Annotated in this window: 23 protein-coding genes; 7 read left to right on the forward strand and 16 right to left on the reverse strand. The window is 51.0% G+C overall.

The window, feature by feature from the left end:
* Positions 1-99: 99 nt before the first annotated feature.
* The gene (locus EV294_RS09300) at positions 100-2874 is read right to left on the reverse strand and encodes a calcium-translocating P-type ATPase, SERCA-type (protein ID WP_132306091.1); all 2775 of its coding nucleotides are present in this window, start codon (positions 2872-2874) and stop codon (positions 100-102) included.
* Positions 2875-3032: 158 nt separating this feature from the next.
* Between EV294_RS09300 and EV294_RS09305 the strand changes: the two genes are divergently transcribed.
* Positions 3033-4772, forward strand: coding sequence for an Rqc2 family fibronectin-binding protein (locus tag EV294_RS09305; RefSeq protein ID WP_132306093.1), 1740 nt, complete (start codon positions 3033-3035; stop codon positions 4770-4772).
* 465 nt (positions 4773-5237) lie between these two features.
* Positions 5238-5822 carry a C40 family peptidase gene (locus EV294_RS09310; RefSeq protein WP_132306095.1) on the forward strand — a complete coding sequence of 195 codons (585 nt, stop codon included), beginning with the start codon at positions 5238-5240 and terminating at the stop codon, positions 5820-5822.
* Between the two features lie 82 nt (positions 5823-5904).
* On the opposite strand, the gene EV294_RS09315 is transcribed toward EV294_RS09310, so the two are convergent.
* The 9 genes from EV294_RS09315 to EV294_RS09355 form a co-directional block, all read right to left on the reverse strand.
* Positions 5905-6765: a PHP domain-containing protein gene (locus EV294_RS09315; protein ID WP_132306097.1), complete on the reverse strand. Its 861-nt coding sequence runs from the start codon at positions 6763-6765 to the stop codon at positions 5905-5907.
* Positions 6756-7667 carry a selenium metabolism-associated LysR family transcriptional regulator gene (locus EV294_RS09320; RefSeq protein ID WP_132306099.1) on the reverse strand — a complete coding sequence of 304 codons (912 nt, stop codon included), beginning with the start codon at positions 7665-7667 and terminating at the stop codon, positions 6756-6758. Before EV294_RS09320 ends, EV294_RS09315 begins: the two co-directional genes overlap by 10 nt.
* 99 nt (positions 7668-7766) lie before the next feature.
* On the reverse strand, positions 7767-8204 hold the full coding sequence (locus tag EV294_RS09325; RefSeq protein WP_132306101.1) for a hypothetical protein: 438 nt from the start codon (positions 8202-8204) through the stop codon (positions 7767-7769).
* A 263-nt stretch (positions 8205-8467) separates the two neighbouring features.
* A complete protein-coding gene (locus EV294_RS09330; RefSeq protein WP_041614405.1) occupies positions 8468-8731 on the reverse strand; it encodes a YlbG family protein in 264 nt (87 codons plus the stop codon).
* A gap of 37 nt (positions 8732-8768) precedes the next feature.
* A complete protein-coding gene (locus EV294_RS09335) occupies positions 8769-9245 on the reverse strand; it encodes a YlbF/YmcA family competence regulator (RefSeq protein ID WP_132306103.1) in 477 nt (158 codons plus the stop codon).
* Positions 9246-9317: 72 nt separating this feature from the next.
* Positions 9318-11081, reverse strand: coding sequence for a helicase-associated domain-containing protein (locus EV294_RS09340; RefSeq protein WP_132306105.1), 1764 nt, complete (start codon positions 11079-11081; stop codon positions 9318-9320).
* Positions 11082-11099: 18 nt separating this feature from the next.
* Positions 11100-12764 carry a DNA repair helicase XPB gene (locus EV294_RS09345; RefSeq protein ID WP_132306107.1) on the reverse strand — a complete coding sequence of 555 codons (1665 nt, stop codon included), beginning with the start codon at positions 12762-12764 and terminating at the stop codon, positions 11100-11102.
* 123 nt (positions 12765-12887) lie between these two features.
* Positions 12888-13310, reverse strand: a complete 423-nt coding sequence (locus EV294_RS09350; RefSeq protein ID WP_207918120.1) for a CBS domain-containing protein — start codon at positions 13308-13310, stop codon at positions 12888-12890.
* Between the two features lie 58 nt (positions 13311-13368).
* Positions 13369-14550, reverse strand: coding sequence for a M20 metallopeptidase family protein (locus tag EV294_RS09355; RefSeq protein WP_132306109.1), 1182 nt, complete (start codon positions 14548-14550; stop codon positions 13369-13371).
* A 313-nt stretch (positions 14551-14863) separates the two neighbouring features.
* Here EV294_RS09355 and EV294_RS09360 point away from each other — a divergent pair, with 313 nt between their 5' ends.
* Positions 14864-15208 carry a YugN family protein gene (locus EV294_RS09360; RefSeq protein WP_132306111.1) on the forward strand — a complete coding sequence of 115 codons (345 nt, stop codon included), beginning with the start codon at positions 14864-14866 and terminating at the stop codon, positions 15206-15208.
* 3 nt (positions 15209-15211) lie between these two features.
* On the forward strand, positions 15212-16387 hold the full coding sequence (ftsW, locus tag EV294_RS09365) for a putative lipid II flippase FtsW (RefSeq protein ID WP_132306113.1): 1176 nt from the start codon (positions 15212-15214) through the stop codon (positions 16385-16387).
* 61 nt (positions 16388-16448) lie between these two features.
* Here ftsW and EV294_RS09370 read toward each other — a convergent pair whose 3' ends face one another.
* Positions 16449-16832, reverse strand: coding sequence for an Asp23/Gls24 family envelope stress response protein (locus tag EV294_RS09370; RefSeq protein WP_132306115.1), 384 nt, complete (start codon positions 16830-16832; stop codon positions 16449-16451).
* Between the two features lie 184 nt (positions 16833-17016).
* Here EV294_RS09370 and cax point away from each other — a divergent pair, with 184 nt between their 5' ends.
* Entirely contained in the window at positions 17017-18075 is a 1059-nt protein-coding gene (cax, locus tag EV294_RS09375) for a calcium/proton exchanger (protein ID WP_132306117.1), read from the forward strand.
* Between the two features lie 33 nt (positions 18076-18108).
* Here cax and EV294_RS09380 read toward each other — a convergent pair whose 3' ends face one another.
* The 5 genes from EV294_RS09380 to EV294_RS09400 form a co-directional block, all read right to left on the reverse strand.
* The gene (locus EV294_RS09380) at positions 18109-18396 is read right to left on the reverse strand and encodes an Fpa/YlaN family protein (protein ID WP_127493480.1); all 288 of its coding nucleotides are present in this window, start codon (positions 18394-18396) and stop codon (positions 18109-18111) included.
* Between the two features lie 139 nt (positions 18397-18535).
* Positions 18536-18778 (reverse strand): HPr family phosphocarrier protein, encoded by a 243-nt coding sequence (locus tag EV294_RS09385; RefSeq protein WP_015845356.1) that lies wholly within the window; start codon positions 18776-18778, stop codon positions 18536-18538.
* A 101-nt stretch (positions 18779-18879) separates the two neighbouring features.
* A complete protein-coding gene (locus EV294_RS09390; protein ID WP_132306119.1) occupies positions 18880-19995 on the reverse strand; it encodes an aminopeptidase in 1116 nt (371 codons plus the stop codon).
* 75 nt (positions 19996-20070) lie between these two features.
* A complete protein-coding gene (locus EV294_RS09395) occupies positions 20071-20772 on the reverse strand; it encodes a hypothetical protein (protein WP_132306121.1) in 702 nt (233 codons plus the stop codon).
* A gap of 121 nt (positions 20773-20893) precedes the next feature.
* Positions 20894-22846 carry a diguanylate cyclase gene (locus EV294_RS09400; protein WP_208403208.1) on the reverse strand — a complete coding sequence of 651 codons (1953 nt, stop codon included), beginning with the start codon at positions 22844-22846 and terminating at the stop codon, positions 20894-20896.
* Between the two features lie 363 nt (positions 22847-23209).
* Between EV294_RS09400 and rpsD the strand changes: the two genes are divergently transcribed.
* Both rpsD and EV294_RS09410 read left to right on the forward strand, forming a co-directional pair.
* On the forward strand, positions 23210-23809 hold the full coding sequence (gene rpsD / locus EV294_RS09405) for a 30S ribosomal protein S4 (protein ID WP_132306125.1): 600 nt from the start codon (positions 23210-23212) through the stop codon (positions 23807-23809).
* Positions 23810-23963: 154 nt separating this feature from the next.
* Positions 23964-24737, forward strand: coding sequence for a class I SAM-dependent methyltransferase (locus tag EV294_RS09410; RefSeq protein ID WP_132306127.1), 774 nt, complete (start codon positions 23964-23966; stop codon positions 24735-24737).
* The last annotated feature ends 61 nt before the right edge of the window (positions 24738-24798 follow it).

Below are 24798 nucleotides of genomic sequence, written 5' to 3' on the forward strand. Positions count from 1 at the left end.
TACTGCAGCCAATGGATAAAATAAGCTATCATTTTTCCTTAGCATACCGCAAAGCAAAGGGAAACGCTATTCATAATTCCGATCATCGTTTGTACTTCGTTACACATTTTTGAACGCCATTTTGGCCGGTTTGTTCTTAGGCTTGCTGGTTCCAAGCACGCTTCCGATGCCCATCAGGAAGGTCGGAATGCCGGCGGCCACGAATACCAGGCACCATTCGCGGAAATTAAGCGGCACCGTCTTGAAGATCGGCTGAAGCATCGGAATGTAGAGCACCCCGATCATCAGAATCAAAGACGATAGAACGGCAAGCACCAGGTAACGGTTCTGAAACAGGTTGCGGTGGAAAATGGATCGCGAGCTGCGGCAGTCGAATACGTGAATGAGCTGAGCCAAGACCAATGTGGCAAATGCGACCGTCTGCGCCTTGGTAAGCTGCTCGGCGGCCGTACCCGGAGCAAGCTTGAGCGTAATCCAGAAGGCGCCTAGCGTGCATACGCCGATCAATACGCCGCGGCTGATGATCTTCCAGCCAAGCCGTCTTGCAAACACGCTTTCCTTTGCCGAACGCGGCTTCTGCTGCATCAGATCCTTCTCCGCCTGGTCGACTCCGAGCGCCATGGCCGGCAGACCGTCCGTCACCAGATTCACCCATAAAATCTGAATCGGCACGAGCGGAAGCGGAAGACCCGCCATCATCGCCAGGAACATCGTCAGAATCTCGCCGACGTTGGAGGCCAGCAGGTAACGGATGAATTTGCGGATATTCTCGTAGATGCTCCGGCCTTCTTCGATGGCCGACACGATGGTCGCAAAGTTGTCGTCGCTTAATACAAGCGCGGAAGCTTCCTTGGAGACGTCCGTGCCGGTAATGCCCATTGCGATGCCGATATCGGCGGCTTTGATAGCCGGAGCGTCGTTTACGCCGTCGCCGGTCATGGCAACGACATGCCCTTTTCTTTGCAGGGATTTGACGATCCGGAGCTTATGTTCCGGCGATACGCGGGCATAGACATAGATGTTGTCCACATGCTTGTCGAGCTGATCATCCGTCATATTTTCCAGCTGACTGCCGCTCAGCGCTACTCCGCCGCGAGGCATGATGCCAAGCTGGTGGGCGATCGCTTCGGCGGTCAACTGATGGTCGCCCGTAATCATTACCGTCTTGATGCCTGCTCGGCGGCAGGTCGCAATCGCATCGCGCACCTCGCGGCGCGGCGGGTCGATCATGCCGGTGAGGCCAACAAATACAAGATGGCATTCCACGTCGCTTTCCGTCTCCGCCGCTTCGCCGCTGCGGATATCCCGGTAAGCGAGGCCAAGCACGCGCAGCGCGTTTTGCGCCATCTGTTCGGCGGCATCCGCGCATTTTTTCTTGAGCGTAGCGGTAAACGGCACAACCTTGCCGTCCCATAATACGTAGCTGCAATGATCCATCAGCATGTCGGAGGCGCCTTTCGTATAGACGACCCTGCCGCCCTGATGCGAGACCAGCACGCTCATCCGCTTCCGTTCGGAATCAAACGGGAATTCCTTTTCCCTCTTATATAAGCCCTCCAGCGATTTGGCGGACAGCCCGAGCTTCGCTGCGAGAACGGTAAGGGCTCCTTCCGTCGGATCTCCCTTTAGCACCCATTCCTCTTGCGGCTCTTTGCTTTTCCGCTTCTTCGAATCCTGCTGCTCCGCCTGCGTAACGGTTGCGTTATTGCATAGCGCCGAAATCTGCAGGAGACGCTTGAGGGCAATATCATGCTTTACGTCCACCATGGAGCCATCCTCGAAAGCAGCTCCGACCGGCTCATAACCCTCGCCCGTCACCTGAAGATGCCGCCCGCCCAGCCAAACGTTCGTGACGGTCATTTTATTTTGCGTAAGCGTGCCGGTCTTGTCGGAGCAGATCACCGAAGCGCAGCCCAACGTTTCCACGGAAGGCAGCTTGCGGACGATCGCTTTCCGTTTAATCATCCGCTGTACGCCAAGAGCCAGCGCAATCGTAACGATGGCCGGAAGCCCTTCCGGAATAGCGGCAACCGCAAGGCTGACACCGGCCAGAAACATGCCGTAGGCAGGCTGTCCATGCAGAATGCCGGCAACAACAACCATAATCGTAAGTCCGATCGCAACGGCGATTAAGATTTTTCCAAGCTGCTCCAGTCTGTGCTGAAGCGGCGTTTCCATCGATTCGGTCTGCTGAATAAGGCCGGCGATTTTACCCATTTCCGTTTCCATGCCCGTCCGGACAACAACCCCTTTGGCTGTTCCGCGGGTAAGCATGGTCCCCATAAAGCCCAGATTCCGCTGGTCGCCAAGCGGCAGCTCCTCTTCATGAATAGCCGCGGCATGCTTGCCGACCGGTACCGATTCGCCTGTCAGGGCGGATTCCTCGGCATAGCAGCTGTTCGCTTCGATCAGCCGGATATCGGCGGGAATGCGGTCGCCGCTCTCGAGCAGAATAACATCCCCTTTAACCAACTCTTTGGCCGCTATCATCACCTGCTGTCCGCCGCGAATCACTTTTGCCGTAGGCGCGGACAATTCCTTGAGGGCACTAAGCGACTTTTCCGCACGGAATTCCTGAATGAAGCCCAATACCGCATTAATCGCGATAATGGCCACAATCGTCACGGCATCCAAATATTCGCCCAAGAGTCCCGATATGAGAGTAGCGCCCATTAGCACAAGCACCATGAAATCTTTGAATTGATTCAGGAAAAGCATAACCGGGGAAATGCGCTCGCCCTCCGCCAGCTCGTTTCGCCCGTTCTTCGACAGCCTGTCTTCTGCTTCCGATGCAGACAGCCCTTGCGCAAGCGAGCTGCCCAGCTTATTCGCCAGCTCGCCCGCCTCCATTTGGTGCCATTTCAATTGTTCCATTGTACGACTCCCTCCCGTATATGCCGAGCGCTCTCGGACAGCCTCTCAAGCCTAAATGTATTCGGACAAACTGCAAAATATCCCACTTAAAGACTTAAGTTTTTGGTTTAACTATGGCATGATAGAGAAAGACATTGAAAAAGGAGACTTAAACCCTCATGGCCTTAGACGGCATTGTTATTCACGCAGTAGTTGAAGAGCTTCAGCGCTGCATAGGCGCTCGCATTCATAAAATCCACCAGCCGACGGACAATGATCTCGTATTCAGCATCCGCGGCGCCGGGGCGCAGGGCAAGCTGCTCCTGTCCGCCAATCCGACGTACCCGCGCGTTCATTGGACGAATGCTTCATACGTTAATCCGCTGGAAGCACCGATGTTCTGCATGCTGATGCGCAAATATTGCGAAGGCGCAACGATTGAAGCAGTCAAACAAATCGGACGCGAACGGATTATCCATATCGACGTCCGGCACCGCGATGAGCTTGGCGATATCTCGCTCAAGACGATCGTTATTGAAATTATGGGACGCCACAGCAACCTTATTTTGCTGGACCCCGCAACCGGGACGATTCATGACGGCATCCATCACGTCACGCCTGCCATCAGTACATTCCGGATTGTTATGCCGGGCAGCAAATACACCGCCCCGCCCGATCAAGGAAAGACGGATCCTCTTGCCATAGCAAGCGAAAAGGAATTTCTGGCCGTGCTCGGGCAGCATGCGGAGGAAAGCCAAGAGAGCCTGCCGCCTCAGCGGCAGCTTGTTCAGGCCTTTAGCGGACTAAGCCCTCTGCTCGCCAAAGAGATGGTATTCCGCGCGGAGAGAGCAAGCAGCAGCCTCTGGGACAGCTTCCAGGCGCTGATGAACGAAGTCCGGGCGCATGCCTACGCGCCAACCATAGCGGTGGATGCGAACGGCAAAGCCTACTTCTCCGTAACTCCACTGACCCACGTGCAAGGTTCTTCCGAGCATTTTGCTTCCATCAGCGAATGCCTGGAGGCCTTCTATGGCGATAAAGCGGAACGGGATACGGTTAAGCAGCGTGCCCTTGATCTCATCCGGTTCGTCCAGAATGAGAAGGTCAAGAACGAGAAGAAGATAGAAAAGCTGAAGGAAACGGTCGAGGAAGCGCAAGACGCCGATAAATACCGCGTCATGGGCGAGCTTCTGACCGCCTACATGCATCAGATCAACCGCGGGGACACATCGGTCGAGCTGATCAACTTCTATGACGAAGAGCAGGCAATGGTTACGATCGAGCTGGACCCTCAGCTTACGCCGTCGGATAATGCGCAGCGCTATTTCCGCAAATATACGAAGCAAAAGAACAGTATCGCTGTCGTTGAAGAGCAAATGGCTATCGCCCAAAGCGAGATCACTTATATGGAAACGCTGCTGCAGCAGCTGGACAATGCATCGCTCGCCGATATCGAGGAGATCAGGGATGAGCTTGTGGAGCAGGGTTATCTTCGCAGCAGGGTAAAGCGCGGTCCAAAGCGGAAAAAACCGGCTCGCCCAACCCTGATTTGCTACACTTCTTCCGAAGGCGTCAGCATCTATGTCGGCAAGAACAATACGCAGAACGAATACTTAACGAACCGGCTTGCTTCTCCTTCGGATGTTTGGCTTCATACGAAGGATATTCCGGGCTCCCATGTCGTCATCCGCGGAGGCGACTTTGGGGATGCCACCTTGGAGGAAGCGGCAATGCTGTCCGGCTATTACAGCCAGGCACGGCAATCCAGCCAAATCCCGGTCGATTACACGTTTATCCGCCATGTCCGCAAGCCAAGCGGGGCTAAACCGGGCTTTGTGATTTACGACCACCAGAAGACCCTGTATATTACTCCTGATGAGCAACGAATCAAAGCGATGCCTTCGCGCAGCGTGAATTAAGAGCGTCTCAAACGGCAAGCAGCCCGTCCTTCAAAGAGGACGGGCTGCTTGTTCGTTCATGGCCTTTCACCTTTATTCTGATACGAAGCTGAAAATTAGAAAACTTTAACTAACGGTTCCCCCTCTAAATCCTCGATTTGGAAAAAACTCATCTTCCAACAATTTATAAGCCTTATTTTCCCTTTCTGATTTTAAACATCCAAACTCAATTCGATTACCATTGCATAATTTTCACTTTCAGCCTAATTAATCATTTATTCTCGATTTTATTAACATTTTATTCAATATAGGATTATTAAGGATTAATAAAAGAATATTTATTTTATTGTTTTAAAATAGAATTGGTAACTTTTATTAGCTGACTACACCGATAGAAAGTCATTAGTATAAAAGTGCCAAACAAAACTTGAACTGGCAGCCTACACGCTTTCCTGCACAAAAAAGCCATATGGGAGGAATACATACATGACGAAAAAAACGATTTTCAAAAAAGGGATCATCACTTTGGCAGGCGTTATTGCTTTAACCGGTGCTGTACAAGCCCCTGCACTGGGAGTAACCACCCCTAAGGCGGCAGCGGCAACCGCGACCCAAAGCACGCAGCTCAGCAAACTGATTGCGAAAGGCAAAACCCAGCTTGGCGTAAAATGGCGCAGCGGTGTGCAGAAGGCCGGCTACGGCTTTGACTGCTCCAACTTTACTTCCTGGGTATACAGCAGCACGCTCGGAATCAAGTTTTCCAGCGCTTCCCGCACGCAGCGTTACAGCAGCAGCATCGGCAAGCAAGTGATCGTTGATTCCAAAAATAAATATAAGAATCTGAAGGTCGGAGACCTGCTGTTCTTTAAAAACTCGGCCGACCCCGGTGACGGTTCGTTAAATCGTTCCACAAGCGGAGGCGGCGGTCACGTCGGCATTTACGCCGGCGTCGTCAACGGCAAGCATTACATCCTTCAATGCGGCGGCGGACGCGCGAAAGTAACTTACGAGCCAATGGAAGGCACATGGTTCGCCTCTTCGCTGGTTTACGCGAAAAGAATCGTAAACTAAACTTAACTAAACCGACCGGCATATATTAAAAAATAGCGGCGTAAGGGATATCATCACCCTGCACCGCTATTTTTCGTCAAAGCTATCTGTTCTTTCGAAGCTGTTCCAGTACGGAGACGTCTACGGTTTTGCTGCCGATCTCGCCATGGAACACCTCGCCCTGACGCTCCCCGTGGAAGTCCGAGCCCCCGGTTATAATGAGTCCGTGTTTCCTCGCCAGCCCTGCGTAACGCTGCTCTTCTTCCGTTCCGTGGTCGGAATGGTATACTTCGATCCCTTGAGCGCCCTTCCCGATCAGCTGCTCGACCAGATCGTCCCGGCCATACAAACCCGGATGCGCGATCACGCTTGTCCCGCCCGCTTCCCGAATCCATTCGATCGCCTCAAATGGATGGAGACGCGGAGGATTCACGTATGCGGCGCCGCCTTCCCCCAGATACCGCTCGAATGCTTCCGCCATCGTGGAAACGGCACCTTTCCGGATCAGAAGCTCCGCAATATGCGGACGGCCAATCGTTTTCCCTTTGCCTTTGCCGCCTCCTGCCAAAGCCTGCTCGGCAGCGATATGCTCGACCTCTTGCATCTTAACGGGAATCCCGAGCTGAGTTAGCCGTTCGACAATCATCTCGTTGCGCGTGCCGCGTGTCGCCCGAAGCCCGGCAAGCCGCTCCTGCCAGAGCTCATTCTCCCAATCCGGATAGTAGGCCAGCACGTGAATGTCTCGCCCGTCGGCAACCGTGCTCAGCTCTGCGCCGGGAACAACGGTAATCCCCAGCTTCCGTCCTTCCGCAAGCGCTTCCTCGACTCCTGCCATCGTATCATGATCGGTGATCGCAACAGCCGCTAGACCTGCCGCCTTCGCGCGGGCAACAACGGCGGCTGGCGGCATCGTGCCGTCCGAGGCGGTCGTGTGATTGTGCAAATCCGCTTTTCCTATAACCATTGCTGCAAATCCTTCTCTCTTAAAAAGGTGAGGAACGTAACCGCCGAGATCGGCAAAAGCGTGGATTTCAAATAAATCGAGTAGAACTGCCGTTTGAACCGGGTATCTTCAATCGGAATCACATGGAGAAGCCCAAGCGCCACCTCATGCTTCACCGAAGATTCGGAGACAAAGGAAACGCCGAGACCGGCTTCTACGGCCGACTTCACCGCCCCTGTACTGCCGAGCTCCATCACAATCTTCAGATCGGCCGGATCGATTTTTTTCCGTTTTAGCTGCTCCTCCATTACTAATCGCGTACCGGACCCCTGTTCGCGGACGACAAAAGGATAATCCGCCACTTCATCCAGCAGAACCGTCGGCCGCTTCGACAAAGGATGATCTTTTGGGACAATCAGCTTGAGCTCGTCGCTCATAACCGCCTCCATCTGCATATCCGGGTGATTAACGGGAGCTTCGATCAACCCAAAGGTCAATTGATGATTTATAATCTCTTCAATGATTTGAGCGGTATTCATCACCTTCATGCTGATCGATATTTCCGGAAACGTCTGCCCGAACGGACCAAGCAGGCGCGGCAAAATGTATTCTCCAATCGTCAAGCTGGCGCCAAGCTGAAGCCGCCCCTTAAGCTGCTTGGTAAACGCCGACATCGCTTGATCGGTATCGCGGATCAGCTCGATGCTTCTCCGGGCGTAAGGCATCAACGCTTTTCCCGCTTCCGTCAAGTCGATCCGTTTGGTAGACCGCTGCAGCAGCTTTGTCCCGAAATAGTCCTCCAGCGACTGCACCTGCATCGTTACGGCCGGCTGAGTCATATGCAGCGACTGGGCGGCCGCCGAGAAGCTGCCCCGTTCCGCTACCGTATAAAAAATATGCAATTGATGAAAATTAAGCGCCATCTGTCCGACCATCCTCTCTTCTTAGCGGTTATTATACTACAAATGAACGCAAAAAAGCGCAGCACCCTTCGAAAGGATGCTGCGCCAGCGTTTCTTCGATTATTTCCTTTTTCGGCTGTTTTTCACCAAGGTCATTCTTCTGGAGTGACGAAGCCATGAATAATATGATTTCAAATCCCGCAATTCGATCGTCTCCGACATGCGTCCCAAAAAGGTTACTACAATCATCTTGTGCAGCGGATTGCCAAGCAGATCAATGTCTGTTTCCGATGGAGCAAATTCAGCAACAAACACCAGATCATCATCAATCAGGTAAACATCCTCTTCTTTCCGGTAATAAGGCTCAATTCGTCCTTGCTTCAGGCATTCCCATAAGAATTCGGCGATATCCTCGTATCCCGTCCTCTCACTTTCAACCCGATCCACCCACCGGCTCCTGGCATGGTTAGTAATAACGATGTCCGCCACTTTCTTATCGCCCAATTCGATATAAAAAGTCTCATAAGTGCTCCATCTTCTAGTCGTTTTGTCCTTCATCGTTCACCACACCTCCGTCTTAGGAACCAGGTCTTTTTTACCACTTTTATGTATAAGGATATTTTAACCATGATTGTCCGAGATTTCAACAATAAAATAAACTCAGCCCATAAATGTAATTATTTGTAAAACTTTATAAAAGAAAGAAGATCGCCGTACATTGGTCTCTCTGTGTACCAGCGATCTTCCCGCAATTTTATTTAATTATTATTAACTTCCTTGCTTGAATTTCATAAATGTTCATAGCTTATGAAATTCTAGTTCTACATGCTGTAGAATCTGGTCTTATCCTCGGCATCTTTCGTATATTCCGTCTTTAATTCGTTGCGGTAAGATCGTTCAACCTTGCGCACGAACGGCAGTCGGCTTATTGTCTTTACCGCTTCCTCCGCGCGCTCTGCGTTCATATAGATCACGACATAATGCATCTTGCGCGACATATAATGAACGGTTCCGTACTTTTCCAGCGTTCTGGCCGCTTTCAGATCGCTCACCCATATGATATAACCTGTCCGTTCCGGTAACAACATCTATTCCCTCCGTCGAGTCGAATCAAGCAAAGGTTTATCCGCAGCCGCCGCTTCCGCAGCTGCAGGATCCGCCGCCTCCGCAGCCGCCCGTTTTCCCTTCATTGCCCGGCACCTTAATGGTATCGGATACCGATTCCGCAATCATGCGGGATACGTCATACAGCATCGTATCTACGAGCTGCTCCGCCGTCTTGAACCGTTTGACCGCTTCTATCTGGTCCAGCTCTTTCTCGATTTGCTTCACTTTATCCTTAGCTGCATGGTAATCCGGATGGAATCTGCCGAATCGCTCGCATTCCGAGAACAGCTCTTTCGCTTTGGCGAATTGCTTGGACAGCAGCTTTACCTGCTCGTCCTTTTGCACAGCTTCTTTCCAATATAGATAATCGGCAACTTCCGCCGATTGGTTAATAAAATCACCCAGCTCGTAGGCGCACATCAACAGCGATGCCATATCCAGCGAAGAAACGCCGCTTGCACCATCATAGGGCAGAACTGTGGTCGTTGGCATTTGTTCACCCTCTTTTCTTTTACCTTGCTTAGAATCTATCATATCATAATCATTCAAGGAATAGATACAATTTTACACAAATCCACTGACTCCCGGCGCAACCAGCTTCATCCCTTCCCACATTTCCGGGGACAGGCATACTTCGCGGTGCGTCTCCGCTTCCCGCAGCACGCCGGTGACGGTCCAGCCGTTCCCGCTTCTCTCCAGTCTGGCAGGCACGAATGCCACGGTGTTGTCGTTCATCCTTAATTGGACCGGCGCCTGCCAGCTCAATGCCCTTTCCAGAATCTCAAGGCGCGTGGAATGATGATAGGACCTGAACTGCTGCATCCAATTTATAGGTACCCGCTCAAGCTCGGGCAGAAACCGTTCAATCCTGAAATCCTCATGATTCATAAGCTCGCAGCCCGTAAACTCTCGTTCCGAAGAACGCAAGGGGAACCCGAATTCTGCTGATGGATACTCAAGCGACAATTCGGGATACGCGTCCGCGAGCGGCTTCTTATCCGCTTCCGTTTGTTTTCCCCAGTCCGTCAAACTTGATGCAAGCAATGGCGAGATAGGCATTCCACCGGAAGCCGATTGCAAAAGGGCCATAATGGAAGCAACGCTTCGTCCGTGAGCAATCGCCCGTTCTATCGAGCTTCGCGTTAATTGCCATACGGACATATAATCGTCACTCTTCCGCTCTGCCACAAGCTCCAGTTCCCATCGGATTCGGTAAGGACAGCCCGGAGGAACAAGCAGATCGCCGTTAGGTTCAAGCATAATGGGCTCAGGCCTTTCTGGCGGACGTTGCTTCTGATAAAGTAATTGCGGCATTATCGTCCACCGGAGCATTTTGTTCTCTCCTGCCCATGCGAGCTCCATCCATCCAAAGCCGCGCAGCAGCTTCAAACAGGCATTGCGGCTCTGGTCCCACTCCATGCCTTGCAAGTCAAGCTGGCAAAGCTGGTCCGAAAGAGCCGCATCCGAATACCAGATCCCCGGCTCAAGCCGGGTCAAAAGCGCCATGACATGCCACATGGCAGGCTTTTTATACAGAAGCTCATTCAGACACCACTGGAATAAAAAAGCCTCCCGAAAAAGCTCCTCCTTCGAGAACCATGCGGCAAGCGTCTGCGTTTCCCACCTTAGCAGCTTCTTTTCATTCACCAATACACCTAATTGTCCGCTAAGCTTCAGCATGAAAGATACGGCAGGATTATAAGGATCCGTCTCTTCCTGCTGCCAGCCGGCCTGAAGAAGATCCGAATCCGTAACGGACGCAGCCTGCATCAGCTTTGCGGTTGTTTTCTTCGGCAGGACTCCTTTCGCCGTCAGCCCTGAACCGTTGCGTGCAAGCTCCGCCCAAACGGCCAGCAGCTGCCTGCCTAGTGGCTGAAGAGCCATATCCTCCTGCCGCTGCTCCCATACGCTCACCCGATCAGCTTCCGGCAGCTGACCAATCGGAAACAAATAGGGATGCCACAGCATAAAACAATCGCTTGGCATCGCGTACAGCCGCTCCCCCCAGCCCTGACGAAGCGCAAACACCAAGCCCGCATTTTGCAATTGGATCAGGCCGTAACGGAACTCGGCACCCGAGAATCTTTGCCGCAATGAAAAAAACCGCTCCTCCGAGACGGGACCGGCACCAAAGCAATTATAAAATGCCCGCAGGACCGCGGCGCTTGCTTCGTCCATTTGGTCCACCGCTTCTTGAATGGATAACCTGTCCAGTACGGCCTCCTCCCATTTCAATCCACGGCCTGCCGCACCGGTCCAGAGGGGAGACATCATGAATTGCCGCTTCACGCGGCTCGTCAGTTTCTCCGACCATTCTTGTACAAACATGAGGAATTACTCCCTTTGCTAATGTTTTTCAAGCTCGTATTGGTAGCCTTGCTCAAGCAGGAACATTTGACGCCTTGCGGCATATTCCGTTTCGCTGGTATCATCGGTCACGATCGTATAAAACCAGGCTTCGTTCCGGCCTTCCTTCGGACGCAAAATCCGGCCAATCCGCTGCGCTTCCTCCTGCCTTGAGCCATAGCTTCCCGAAATTTGAATAGCCACGGCCGCATCCGGCAGGTCAACCGCAAAATTCGCCACCTTTGATACCGCCAGAACGGGCACATCCCCCGACTTAAACTGTTCGTATAGACTCCGGCGTTCATTCTGCGGCAATTCTCCGGTGATGACAGGCACGTCTAACGAGTCGGCAATGGAATGAAGCTGGTCAAGGTATTGACCGATAATAAGCGTAGGCGTCCCTACATGCCGTTCCAATAGCTCGCGCACAATTGGAACCTTGCCCGGGTTCTCCGCCGCAAGGCGCAGCTTCGAACGCTTCTCGGCGGAATGGTACAGCTCGGATATGCCTTGATCCATCGGCACGCGGATTTCCGTGCATTTTACGGATGCGATATGCCCCTCCGCTTCGACTGTCTTCCATTGCAGCTCGAACTGTTTAGGCCCAATCAGAGAAAAAACATCCTCTTCGCATCCATCCTCCCGAACCAGCGTTGCGGTTAATCCAAGCCTTCTGGTGGCCTGGATTTCGGCTGTCATTCGGAAAACCGGCGCAGGCAGCAAATGCACCTCGTCGTATATAATAAGCCCCCAGTCGCGCTCGGAAAACAGCTTCATGTGACGGAAGGAATCTTTTTTCGACTTCCGGTGGGTTAGAATTTGATACGTCGCAATCGTTACCGGACGGACCTCCTTCGAGGCGCCCGTATATTCGCCGACCTCCGAAGGCTGAAGGGTTGTCTTGTCCAGCAGCTCTTCTTTCCATTGCTGTACGCTGGTTGCGTTGGAGGTAAGAATAAGCGCAGCGCTGTTCAGTCTGGCCAAGGCTGCAATGCCAACGATCGTTTTACCCGCTCCGCATGGCAGAACGATAACGCCGCTGCCTCCTTGAATCGTTCCTTCCTTATAAAAAACATCAACCGCCTGCCGCTGATAATCCCTTAATCCGAAAGGTTTGCCATCCAGCGTTACAGGTCTAAGCGACACGGATAAAGCCTCGCCCGCATGATAGCCAGCCAAATCGATGACAGGGTATCCGAGCCGGATTAATTCCTGCTTAAGCTGGCCCCTGTATTCCGGATTAACCTCCCAAGAGCCGTCGCTTCCGCGCTCCTTCAGACATTCCAGAATGGCCGGGTGCCCCGCGAGCTCTGCCAGCAGCGATTCGTCCCCGTATAACAGGAGAAGGCGCTCGTTTAATTCCAGGCGAAGCTTGCCGTACCGCTCCATTAGTGTGCGGATATTCGTCTCCAATACTCCAGGCATCCCGTATCTGGCATATTTTCTTAGGGATTCGATGACCGTTGCCGCATCCATGCCGGTAGAAGCAGCGTTCCACAAGGATAAAGAGGACATTTTATACGTATGCCAATTTCCGGGACGTTTCACGAGCTCGGCGAACAAGATCAGCTTCCTGCGGGCTTCCTCCGATAAAGGATGCTCGTAATCGAGCAGCACCGTCATATCCGACTGAATAATTAAAGGTCCATCCTGTCGTTCCAACATATGATCCCCCCGTCGTTCATAGCGGTAAGCATTCACCTCCCAGTATGCAAAAATATCCATCTTTTTATACGAAAAACGGGACCCTTTCAAGGCATCCGCCCCGAAAGAATCCCGTTATTTCATCTAATGCACGTGCTCCGATATTTCATTGAGCGCAGCGCCCGCCTCATGAATAAAGGCATCCCGCACAGCCAGATCACCAATTGCGACAACGCCAATCAACCGACCGTTTTCTACGACGGGAAGACGGCGTATTTTATGCTTGGCCATCAGCTCTGCCGCTTCATCCATGGTTGTGTCCGGTTCAATGGTCAGCACATCGGTTGTCATGACTTTCTCGACGGCCGTCGAGCCGGAATGCTTATCCGCATAGCCGCGGACGACAAGATCGCGGTCCGTTACGGCGCCAATCAGCTTTGACCCCTCTACAATTGGAATAAATCCGATATCATGCTTTTTCATTAAAACGGCAAGCTCATATACGTTATCCTGTAAAGTTGCTGTAATGCACGGCGAAGACATAACCTCTTTGATCGTTTTATTCAAGACGGACTAACCTCCTAATCGAATTCTGCCATATTAGGATGACCAGCCGAAAGCCTTGTCATTCTGCCGCAAAATCTTCCGCCATTTGTATAAGCAGCTGGGCTGAATGGAGCATCGCACGTTCATCGATATCAAACCGCGGATGGTGATGGGCGTATACGACTCCCGTCTCCTCGTTTCCCGCTCCAACAAACATAAAGCATCCCGGAACCTTCTCCAAATAATACGAGAAGTCTTCCGCGACCATCATCGCTTCCGAGCGGAGGGTATTCTCGGCGCCAAACAGCTCGCCGGATACCCGGAAGAATCTTCCGGCCTCCTGCTCGTCATTGACGACGGGGGGATAGCCGATACGCATATGGTAGTCGTATTTCGCTCCGTACATGCTGCAGGTATGGTTAACAAGCTGCTCAAGTCTTTCATGCGTAAGCTTTCGGGATTCCTCGTCAAATGTACGGACCGTCCCTTTCATCGCGCAGCGCTCCGCAATGACGTTATTGGTCGTTCCGGCTTGGAAGGAGCCGATCGTAACGACCGCTGGCTTCAACGGATCAACGTTGCGGCCAACAATGGATTGAACCGCCTGCACAAGAGCGGAGCCGATAACGATTGTATCTACTGTCTTGTGCGGCATGCCGCCATGTCCGCCTAGTCCGATAATTTCCAAAGTGAATTCATCTGCCGCAGCCATAAAAGGTCCCGGCTTGGTTGCAGTCTGACCGAACGGAATCGGCGACCACAAGTGCACCCCGTATATGGCGTCTACGCCGTCCAAGGCCCCGTCTTCAATCATGCGGATCGCGCCGCCCGGCGTCTGCTCCTCGGCTGGCTGGAAAATCAGCCGGCGCTCGCCTGCCAGCTCTGTCTTATGCTGCTGGTAGTAACTCGCTACCGCAAGCAATGCCGACGTATGCCCGTCATGCCCGCAGGCATGCATCACGCCGGGAACCTTGGACCGGTATTCGCACTCCTTCTCGTCCTGGATCGGAAGTGCGTCGATATCCGCGCGAAGCGCGATAACCGGACCCGGCATTTCCCCTTTTATCGTAACCAGCAGACCATGTCCGCCAACGCCTTCGCGCACCTCGCAGCCGAACGATTTTAATTGCTCCGCAATCCAGCGGGATGTATGCACCTCTTGAAAAGACAGCTCCGGATTCTGGTGGAGATGTCTGCGCCACCGGACCATTTCCGGGTAAAGACGCTGCAGCTGCTCTTTTATATAGCTGCTAGTCTTCATTTGACACACCTCCTAAAAGTTTTGTTTATAAACTGAATGCAAAGCGATGTGAAACAAAACTTGCTTCGTAAGCATCACCTAAAGTTTTGTTGAACCATGACCTTGCAGACAAAACTTATTTCCATCTATTCTAACAGAACGGCGCGATGCGGCATAGAGAAAGCATAGTCATAGCGGAGAGTAAGTCTTGCGCTGACTGGGGAAACATACTATCATGGGAAAAGATGTACAAATAAGTTTTGCGCGTTTAGCAAAACTCGGCTTTGCCAGCATAAACCATACATTCCACAAGCAACTATAGGAGGAAATAACGATGATTATTGAAAACTCGGGTCTTAACGGCCTTCAAAGCGATCTGGCTCATCTGGACGAGTCTGCCGAGCAGCTTGGCTTTGTACGTTGGCAGTGGGAGTACTATCGCGCTACATACGATCTGAAGCTGGAAGATCAAGCAACAAATTCGGAATACTTCCTGCGCGTCAACACCCGCGCCGTTGAAGGCAAGCTGGAAAATCCCAATGCCGTGCTTGCAATTGAACACGTATATATCGGAAAAGCTACATTCCCTCATGGCCTTGAATACGAATCGCCGGTTCCGCAGCCGATCATGGCGATTGCGAATCAACGCCTCGAGAAGCTGAAACAGCTGCTTGCCTAATCTATGAAGAAGACACAGCAGAATGGCAGTCGTGGCAGACCGGACTTTCTGCTCCTTATTTTAACGCTGCTGCTGGTTGGATTCGGACTGGTCATGGTGTTCAGCGCAAGCTCGAACATTACGCTGACTTCGGCTAAATTCCACAATGATGCGTTGTATTTTACTAAGCGGCAGCTCATTTGGGCGGTTCTCGGGATTTTTGCTATGCTTTTCCTGATGAATCTCCCTTACCAGATCTTTAAACGGGGATTTATCTTCCTATTCATACCGGTCATAATCATGCTGATGATTGTACCAACCATTGGCTCGCTTAACGGCGCGAGCAGCTGGTTCCGAATCGGAACCATGGGGATCCAGCCGACGGAGATGGCCAAGCTTGCCATGATTCTCTATATAGGCGCTCTTATTACCAAGAAGGGCGAGAAGTTCCGGGATTTCAAGAAAGGCCTGCTTCCGGTATTGATCATCGTAGGCTTTATTTGCTTCCTAATCATGATGCAGCCGGATTTGGGATCCTGTCTCGTTCTTGCCTCTTGCGCGGGGATTATGATTATTGCAGGCGGGGCTAACCTGAAGCAGGTTGCCGTGTCAGGCGGCGTAATCGGTATCATCGCCGTTCTTTTCGCCGCAATCGGCATGGCTACAAATCCAGATGGTTGGGCTTACAGGATCGCTCGGTTTACAGCCTATTCCGATCCGCTGGCGGATCAACAGGGCTCGGGCTTCCAGCTGGTATCCTCCCTGCAGGCGCTTGGACACGGAGGTTTAACGGGAGCTGGGTTCGGGGAAAGCGTGCAAAAGCTGCATTACTTGGACTATCCTTATAATGACTTTATCTTTTCCGTCATTGCCGAGGAGCTGGGATTTATCGGCGCAAGCCTGTTCCTCTTGTTTTACTTGCTCTTTCTCTGGCGGGCGCTTATCGTTGCTCTTCGCTGCCCCGATCACTACGGGACTATTGTCGGAGTCGGGATTGTTGGCTTGTTCGGAATCCAGGCCTTCGTTAATGTGGGCGGCGTAACCGGCGCAATTCCGCTGACCGGCGTCACGCTTCCCTTCGTCAGCTACGGGGGCTCCTCCCTGCTAGTCTGTCTGATGTGTATCGGGGTGCTTCTCAGCATCTCGCGGGAGGCCAACAAGCAGGACAAGCCGGAACGAGCGAAACGTCATCATCACTGAACCAAAAAAGGCTGAACCCGTCAAAGTAACGGTTCAGCCTTTTTTATGTAAGCTCCGCATTTTATTTCAGACGTTGCTGCGGTTCTTCCGACGTTTCCTCTTCTTTAAAGGCGACGCCTTCTACTTTTACATTGACTTCAACAACGTTAAGACCGGTCATATTCTCAACCGATTCCCTTACGTTAAGCTGCAGCTGTCTGCAGACCTCCTGAATCGGAATGCCGTAATGAACGATAATGCGAAGATCGATTGCCGCTTCAAGCTGGCCTACTTCGACGGATACACCTTTTTGCACGTTTTTACCGCTAAGGCGCTTCGCCAGTCCTTCGGAGATCCCGCCTGACATTCCGGCAATGCCTGGAGTCTCAAGCGCAGCGAGTCCTGCAATCGTTGCCACTACATCGTCTGAAATACGGATAATGCCTGTTTGAAGGTCCTCGTTCATGTTATTCCACTCCTCAATTTGCCATATACCATCATTGTACTGGATGGCTCAATTTGAAGCAAGGAAGGAAGTCGTTCTATGTTAGGCCCTATGTAATATTTTTTTGGAAAAGTTTACATGGTTGCCTTTTTTCGTTATGATTAATAATGTTTTTTAGACTTACATAATTGAAGAGGTGGATTTGGTGAGACAGAAACTGTTTTTCGGCGGATTAATTGTTATGTTCCTCTTGAGCGCAATCGGACATTTCGCCCATTGGGACATGACGCTTCAATTTATCATTTCCGCTATCGCCGTCGTTTTTGTAGCGGGCTTTCTCGGCAAAGCGACGGAAAGTGTAGCCCATTACGCCGGACAAAGGCTTGGCGGGTTTCTTAATGCCACGTTTGGTAACGCGGCTGAGCTGATCATTGCGATCTTCCTCGTCAAAGAAGGCTTGTTTGATACGGTTAAAGCGAGTATCACCGGTTCCATTATTGGCAACCTGCTTCTCGTCCTTGGACTTAGCCTTCTTGCGGGCGGCATTAAATTCAAACAGCAGTTTTTCAATAACCAATTGGCCGAGCATAACGCAACGCTGATGATTATGGCTGTTATCGGTTTGTTTGTACCCGCTGTCTTCGTTGGCGCAGAGCACTTCACGATTAATAAGGACCATTTCCTCAGCATTACGGTTGCCTGCATTCTGATCGTATCTTACCTGCTGTGGCTTGTGTTTTCGATGATTACCCATAAAGATGTTCTCGCTGATAACGTCATGAATGCCGATCACGGCGAGGAGCCGATGTGGTCGAAAGGCGTTTCCGTTATCATGCTGATTGTAGCGACGATTATGGTGGCGTTCGTCAGCGAATGGCTCGTACATACTCTCGACAGCTTTACTGAAAAATTTGGCCTGTCCCAGCTGTTTGTCGGTGCGTTCGTTATTGCGATCATCGGTAATGCAGCCGAGCATAGCGCAGCGGTTATGCTGGCGCTCAAGAACAAAATCGGCGCAGCAGTCGAAATCGCCATCGGCAGCAGCTTACAGATCGCTCTGTTTGTCGCTCCGGTGCTGATTCTGGTTAGTGTATTTATGGGGAATACGATGGACATTATCTTCACCCCAATCGAATTAACGGCCATCGGCGTATCCGTCTTTATCGCGAAATCCGTATCCCGAGACGGCACAACCAACTGGTATGAAGGATTCCTGCTGCTTATGGTTTATGTCATACTAGGCGTTGCTTTCTATCTTGTTTGAGAAAACAAAAAAAGAGTAGGCTCCAAACGGAGTCTACTCTTTATTATTTAACGCTTCATACAACTGGGCCAAGTTGCGTTCCAAGCGGCTTAACATTTCTTTTCCGCTCTGCTCGGCAATCAATCCCGCGCGCACAGCAAAGTCAATCTCCCGCGAGAATCCATACATTTGCGTGTCCAAAACTTCCTCGTACAGCGGACATTGACGGGTCGTCAAGTTCTCCATCTGAACTTCGATAAGTTTTTCTATTTTACTCGCATCTTCCGTTAGGAGACGAAGCGCTTTCTCATGCAATTGAACCGTGACTTCCGGTGAAGACATCGTTTTCCCCCCTGTGCGTGTACCCGCCGTCGTCTATATCTTTTATATTAGACGAAAAAGAGCCAATACACAAGGACAAAACAAAAAAGCGCTTCTTCTTTTCAGAAGAAGAAACGCTTTGTTTGTGACCAATACGGTCCTATTCGCTAATTACAGATACATTCAAGTTATGTTTTGCGAAAATTTCTGCCATTTTTGCTTTCGCTTCTTCCGCATCAGGACCATGAACATGAAGCTCGTAAGCGTGGCCGCCTACCAACGTCGTAAACAGTCCAAGAATGCTCTTTACATCGATATATTTGTTGTCGGCTTGCAGAACGATTGAAGAGCGGAATTGGCTAGCCGCTTGAGAAATTTCTACGATGGCTGCATTGTTGGACATGGGGAATCCCTCCAGTTAATTAGTAAAGCTTTCCTTGACATCATGATAACCCGAAATATAGCATCCATCAAGAGAAAAGTTCAAAAACGCTTCATTTTCATTTATTTCAAATTTTCGGAATTTAATCCTTCCAGCTCAGGCAGCACGAAAACGCCGTCTTTGCGGATTAGTACATCATCGAAATAAATTTCTCCGCCGCCATATTCCGGACGTTGAATCAATACTAAATCCCAATGAATGGAAGAACGGTTGCCGTTATCGGTTTCCTCGTACGCCTGACCCGGCGTAAAGTGAAGGCTTCCCGCAATCTTCTCGTCGAATAAAATATCATTCATCGGATGCAAAATATACGGATTAAAGCCGATTGCGAATTCGCCGATATAACGCGCCCCTTCATCGCTGTCCAAAATCTCATTCAATTTCTTCGTATCGTTGCTGGTAGCGTTAACGATCTTGCCATTCTCGAACGTAAACGAGATATTCTGGAACGTCGTTCCGGAATATACGCTTGGCGAATTATACGTAATGACGCCATTAACCGAATCGCGGACAGGCGCGGAGAATACTTCGCCGTCAGGAATATTGCGCTGGCCGGAGCATTTTTTCGCACCGATGCCTTTAATAGAGAACGTTAAGTCCGTACCCGGCGATACGATCCGCACTTTGTCCGTACGTGCCATCAAGGCCTGGAGCGGATCTTGGGCGCGGTCCATTTTCGCATAATCCAGGTTGCATACGTCGAAATAAAAATCCTCGAACGCTTCCGTGCTCATGTTAGCCAGCTGCGCCATCGATGGAGTCGGGTAACGGAGCACGACCCATTTCGTCCGCTTAACGCGCTCCTCCATATGTACGGGATGGGTATATAATTGCTCATATAAACGCATTTTTTCCTTTGGCACATCGGACAGCTCGTTTACGTTCGAGCCTGAACGCACGCCGATATAGCCTTGCATTTGCTCCATGCGCTCAAGGTCGTGCTTCGCCCAAAGCTCGATTTGCTCCTTGGTTGCATGCGTCAGCATCGTCCGCAGGACCGAGCGGTCGCTCAGCTCCACAAACGGTCTCCCGCCGCGCTTCGTTACTTCTTCAATCAGGCATTTGCCCAGCTCCAGCTCAAGGCCGATCAAATCGATCAGGACATTATCGCCGGGTTGTACATCAATCGAGTAGCCGGCAAGGTTGGCCGCCAGCTTCTGTAATCTTGCATCACGCATCTTTCTCAAACCTCCATTACTTATGAGCGCTGTTTTAGGAAAAACAGCCTTCGAACATATTAGCATGTTGCATGCTTATTGAACAGTTCCTGTTCCGTTATAAGAACTAAAGGTAACGCTTGTATCGCGCTTTTCCTGCTTGTCTTGTCCGGAAAGCGAATAATTAAGGACGGAATGCTCCTCCAGCTTCGTCGGAACGAGACTGTTTCTGTCGATGAGCACCTCATATTGGGCCTTGACCTGCAGCGATTTCAGCATTTTGTCCATCTGTTTTCGGGATGCGTTAAATTCCTTCAGCCAGGCTTGCTTGTATGGCCCTTCTTCCAACGGTTCTTTGGCTGCCAGCGCGTTCATCTCGTCCTGAAGCTGCTCTATCCAGAGCTTGTTGGCGTCCTGATCGTTCAGCTCAATATGCAGGGCAACCTGGTTCGCCGTAGTTGCCGCGTCGATGAAGTTTACTTTTTTATGAGCGTTTTTCACTTTGTTCAGCACCTCAATCGGGCTCCATTCCAGATCTTGTCCGTCATCGCCTTGCGCATGCAGTTTGGTATGCTCCTCGATATGTCCTTGAAAGGTCCGGGGCGCGTAAGCCCAGCCTTCCGCCGAGTAGATGGTCGTCTGGCCGGAGAACGCGTATTGATCCTTGCCGGCAAGACCGGAGATCGACATGTTAAGCCATTCCTCAGGCGGACGGCTGGAGGTCGAGCATCCGGTTACGGCCAGGGCAAGCACCGCAAGCAGCGTGCTAATAAGTGTAGTATGTTTTAAGGTCTTCATTTAACACAACACCTTTCGTTAAATCGTTACACATACCCTTATCGTCCCCTGAACGGACAGCGACTTATTCGGTCCATACCCAAAAAGAAAAGGACACCCCCGGTGGTGTCCTTCGTAACAATCAATTGGCTTGTCCGATATAAATCCGGTTTCTGCCGTTGTTTTTTGCTTCATACAGCGCCATATCGGCTCGATAGAACAACGATTCCACGCTGATTTTCTCATTCTCAAACGTCCATTCGGAAACACCGCAGGATACCGTCACGACGGGCTGGGTCTCAGCCTCCACATGGGTCCGGATCCGTTCGGCAATCCGGTAAGCCTGTTCCGAACGGATACCCGGCAAATAGACGGCTAACTCCTCCCCGCCCCATCTCGCCGCAATATCCCCCTGCCTGATCGAGCTGCGGATAATGCTGCTGACCTGCACCAAAATCTGATCGCCAACCTGATGGCCAAACGTATCGTTGATTTGCTTGAAATGATCGATGTCAACAAGGATCAGCGCTCCAAGCGGATCCTTCCGTTGACGGCTTTGAATTTGCTCGTTCAGATAATGGCGGGCGTGCAGGCCCGTCAAATTATCCGTTATCACCATTCTCCGAACTTCGGCATGCAGCGATGCATTGGTAATGGCCAGCCCGATATGCGTAGACATAACCTGCAGCAGCTTGTAATTGTCATAGGAAAAGAAATTCGCGCTTTTATGGGCAACCATAATGACGCCAACGACTTCCGAATCGACAAGGATTGGCGTAGCGATAAGCGAGCGTGCACCCGTATTGTCCATCAGCTTGGAATTGACAACCCGCGTATGCCAATAATCCGAAATGATAAGCGGTTCCTTCGTCCGGTGCACGATGCCGCAGAACCCGTATTCGGGCGAGAAATGCTCGCTCGACATGGCGGGAATATTGCTTGCCATCACGACAAATTGATTCTTCTCTTTGTTAAGCTGAAGCACGCAGCAATAATCGGCATCAAATACGCTGAGCAGCTCCGACGAAGCAAATTTGAAAATTTCTTTCAGCTTGAGCGACTGGTTCAATCTTTTTGTAAGCTCATTAATCAGTCTTAGTTCATTAATAAGAAGATTCGACTGCTCGTACAGCTTCGCGTTCTCAAACGCCGTGCCCGCTGTATCGGCCAGCAAAACGAAAGCCGGCAGATCCGCATCATCCCAGCCGCTAGCGTCAACCGTTAAGCATAATACGCCGTAAGCAGCCTGCTTGCCCGTCATGGGTACCGCAAGTCGTTTCGTCCCATCCCTGTCTTGTTCGGTCACAAGCTTCCCTTCGAGAAAAGACTTCGCTACCAGATCATGCGCCGCATTCTTGAATACAAGCGGTTTGACGCGTGAATCGCCATTGACATGATCCTGCGATAAATACAATTGCGCAACCGAATTCGGATATAATTGCTCCAGACTGCTCAGCATTTCGGACAAGACCGAAGTGACGTCGAACTGGTCATACAGCCTTTTGGCCGCCAAAAACAAGGCATCCCGCCTGCTTGCTTCCTTGTCCGTCCGTTTTTGCTGCAGAAGCAGATCTTTGATGTACAGCTGCTCAAACCTCCGGTAAAAGCATGTCCGGAAGTGAAGCGCGCTTAGCTGCGCTACCGCCTTGGCCTGAGATCCGTTCGGAAAATCTGTTACATAAACCAGGACGCAAAAAGGACGACGATCCGATCGAGTAAGTACGGGAACGGCCGCAGCCTCCAGCGTCTGCTCATCTTCCGTCGCAGCTTCTGACGTCATGGTAACGGCGGCAGCAGCCTGCCGCGCGGCGGCAAGGATCTCCGCCTGATGATTTATCTCCATAGTTCCTGCGGAACCAATTACGTTGCCGTTTAAATCAAATAATACAAACTGTCCATCTACTTGCAGCTCTTGTTCTTCGGAATCCTTGCGCCAGCATGCGAAGCTCTCCTGCAGCAATGGCAGCAAGTACGGTTCATCCGCTGCTTGTATATCTTCATTCTCAAACCAAATTGTCCGCATATCCTCTTCAATCCGATGAGCTGGCGCGGCAGCTTCATCTATCGCCTGTGGATTATTATATAGATCCGCCATCGGCAACACCCAGCCCTTCCCTCTATATAAAGGAGACGAGTCTATCAAACTATTATTTCAATTTATAATATACTTTATTTTTGAGAATATTGCACTACTCAAAATTCCAACTTTTAGGTCTTTCGAACCGCATCCAGTGCCGTTAATGGCAAGCGCTGGTGCCTTGACAAAGGCAAGCATTTTCATATATTATCTATAAATGAATGCATGGGCGTACGGTTTTGTGTCACCCTCAGAAATACGTTCGCTGATATACCAGCGGCTGAACTGTTTATCAGGCTTCGAAGAATTCGGGCATAGAGCGTATTCGGCGAAACACAACCCCATCCTCAAAAATACAATTTTGAAGGAGTTACACAACTCATGTCCCGTTATACAGGTCCTAAATTTAAATTAAGCCGCCGTCTCGGTATTTCCCTGAGCGGTACTGGCAAAGAATTGAAACGTCCATTCCCTCCAGGCCAACACGGTCCTAACCAACGCAAAAAGCTTAGCGGTTATGGCGTTCAATTGCAAGAAAAACAAAAACTGCGTCACATGTACGGCTTGAACGAGAAGCAATTCCGCAACTTGTTCGACAAAGCGGCTAAACTGAAAGGTATCTCCGGTGAAAACTTCATGGTCCTTCTCGAAAGCCGCCTGGACAACCTCGTGTTCCGTCTTGGTTTCGCTAACTCCCGTGCAGGCGCACGTCAGTTGGTATCCCATGGTCACGTAACGGTTAACGGTAAAAAAGTCGACATCGCTTCCTACACCGTATCGACTGGCGACGTAATCGGTCTGCGCGAGCGCAGCCGTGGTCTGAAATCGATCAAAGAAGCGATCGAAGGCCGTCATCACCTGCCGAATTACCTGGAATTCAACGATACAGCTGTTGAAGGCAAATACGTTCGTCTTCCAGAACGCGCTGAGCTTTCCCAAGAGATCGACGAGAAACAAATCGTCGAGTTCTACAGCCGTTAATAGCTTGACGCGGAAACCCCGGGAGCTTACGCTCTCCGGGGTTTTTACTGTTTGTTTGATAGGCGAAACCTATAAAGAGAATAGATATTATATATTTCATTTATATGGCTAAAGAAGGTAAAACTAATGTATAACCGAACGGAGGCGATGAAACATGATCAAGCAAGGCACGCAGTCATGGAATCCCGGAACATACGATACGCAGCTCGGATTTGTATCAAAGCTTGGCAAAGGCATTCTGGATTGGCTGGATCCGCAGCCGGGGGAACATATTCTGGATCTGGGCTGCGGGACAGGTGATCTGGCGGTTGAGATCGCCGGTACCGGCTCGAAGGTAACCGGGATGGATCAGTCGGAAGCCATGATTGTATCGGCAAGAAGCAAATATCCCGATATAACCTTCATCGTTGGCGACGGTGAACAGTTCAGCTTTGAAGCTCCGTTTGATGCTATCTTCTCGAATGCAGCCTTGCACTGGATGAAAAATGCCAGAGGGGTAATCGAATCCGTGCGGGATTCCTTAAAAAGCGGAGGAAGATTTGTTGCCGAATTTGGCGGCAAGGGCAATGTAGATGGTTTTGTCCGGGCCTTTTACGAGGTGATGCCGCGGTACGGCATAGAGCCGGCTGAACGGAATCCTTGGTATTTCCCTTCCATTGGCGAATACACAAGCCTGCTCGAGCAATATGGATTCGAAGTAAGAATCGCCGAGCATTTCGATCGACCTACTCCTTTGCCTGAAGGAGATACTGGGGTTATGCATTGGCTGGACGGATTCGGGGATGCTTTCTTCAAAGGGCTGGAGGACGCGGCTAGACAGTCCGCCAAGCAAGAAGTATACGAGGCAGCCAAACAGAAGCTGCCGACCGCCAGCGGCGTCTATCTGGCCGATTACAGACGTATTCGTATCTCGGCCGTGAAATTATGACGTAACTTTTTCTATTGCCGGAAAAGAAATCCCGGAGAGGATCCTTGCGTCCTCTCCGGGA

This window comes from Paenibacillus sp. BK033 (assembly GCF_004345425.1).
In the GTDB taxonomy this organism is placed as follows: Bacteria; Bacillota; Bacilli; order Paenibacillales; family Paenibacillaceae; genus Pristimantibacillus.

Excerpts from the sequence above, each read along its gene's own strand:
- EV294_RS09300 (WP_132306091.1), bottom strand. The coding sequence starts at position 2,874 with ATGGAACAATTGAAATGGCACCAAATGGAGGCGGGCGAGCTGGCGAAT.
- EV294_RS09305 (WP_132306093.1), top strand. The coding sequence starts at position 3,033 with ATGGCCTTAGACGGCATTGTTATTCACGCAGTAGTTGAAGAGCTTCAG.
- EV294_RS09310 (WP_132306095.1), top strand. The coding sequence starts at position 5,238 with ATGACGAAAAAAACGATTTTCAAAAAAGGGATCATCACTTTGGCAGGC.
- EV294_RS09315 (WP_132306097.1), bottom strand. The coding sequence starts at position 6,765 with ATGGTTATAGGAAAAGCGGATTTGCACAATCACACGACCGCCTCGGAC.
- EV294_RS09320 (WP_132306099.1), bottom strand. The coding sequence starts at position 7,667 with ATGGCGCTTAATTTTCATCAATTGCATATTTTTTATACGGTAGCGGAA.
- EV294_RS09325 (WP_132306101.1), bottom strand. The coding sequence starts at position 8,204 with ATGAAGGACAAAACGACTAGAAGATGGAGCACTTATGAGACTTTTTAT.
- EV294_RS09335 (WP_132306103.1), bottom strand. The coding sequence starts at position 9,245 with ATGCCAACGACCACAGTTCTGCCCTATGATGGTGCAAGCGGCGTTTCT.
- EV294_RS09340 (WP_132306105.1), bottom strand. The coding sequence starts at position 11,081 with ATGTTTGTACAAGAATGGTCGGAGAAACTGACGAGCCGCGTGAAGCGG.
- EV294_RS09345 (WP_132306107.1), bottom strand. The coding sequence starts at position 12,764 with ATGTTGGAACGACAGGATGGACCTTTAATTATTCAGTCGGATATGACG.
- EV294_RS09355 (WP_132306109.1), bottom strand. The coding sequence starts at position 14,550 with ATGAAGACTAGCAGCTATATAAAAGAGCAGCTGCAGCGTCTTTACCCG.
- EV294_RS09360 (WP_132306111.1), top strand. The coding sequence starts at position 14,864 with ATGATTATTGAAAACTCGGGTCTTAACGGCCTTCAAAGCGATCTGGCT.
- ftsW (WP_132306113.1), top strand. The coding sequence starts at position 15,212 with ATGAAGAAGACACAGCAGAATGGCAGTCGTGGCAGACCGGACTTTCTG.
- EV294_RS09370 (WP_132306115.1), bottom strand. The coding sequence starts at position 16,832 with ATGAACGAGGACCTTCAAACAGGCATTATCCGTATTTCAGACGATGTA.
- EV294_RS09380 (WP_127493480.1), bottom strand. The coding sequence starts at position 18,396 with ATGTCTTCACCGGAAGTCACGGTTCAATTGCATGAGAAAGCGCTTCGT.
- EV294_RS09385 (WP_015845356.1), bottom strand. The coding sequence starts at position 18,778 with ATGTCCAACAATGCAGCCATCGTAGAAATTTCTCAAGCGGCTAGCCAA.
- EV294_RS09390 (WP_132306119.1), bottom strand. The coding sequence starts at position 19,995 with ATGCGTGATGCAAGATTACAGAAGCTGGCGGCCAACCTTGCCGGCTAC.
- EV294_RS09395 (WP_132306121.1), bottom strand. The coding sequence starts at position 20,772 with ATGAAGACCTTAAAACATACTACACTTATTAGCACGCTGCTTGCGGTG.
- EV294_RS09400 (WP_208403208.1), bottom strand. The coding sequence starts at position 22,846 with ATGGCGGATCTATATAATAATCCACAGGCGATAGATGAAGCTGCCGCG.
- rpsD (WP_132306125.1), top strand. The coding sequence starts at position 23,210 with ATGTCCCGTTATACAGGTCCTAAATTTAAATTAAGCCGCCGTCTCGGT.
- EV294_RS09410 (WP_132306127.1), top strand. The coding sequence starts at position 23,964 with ATGATCAAGCAAGGCACGCAGTCATGGAATCCCGGAACATACGATACG.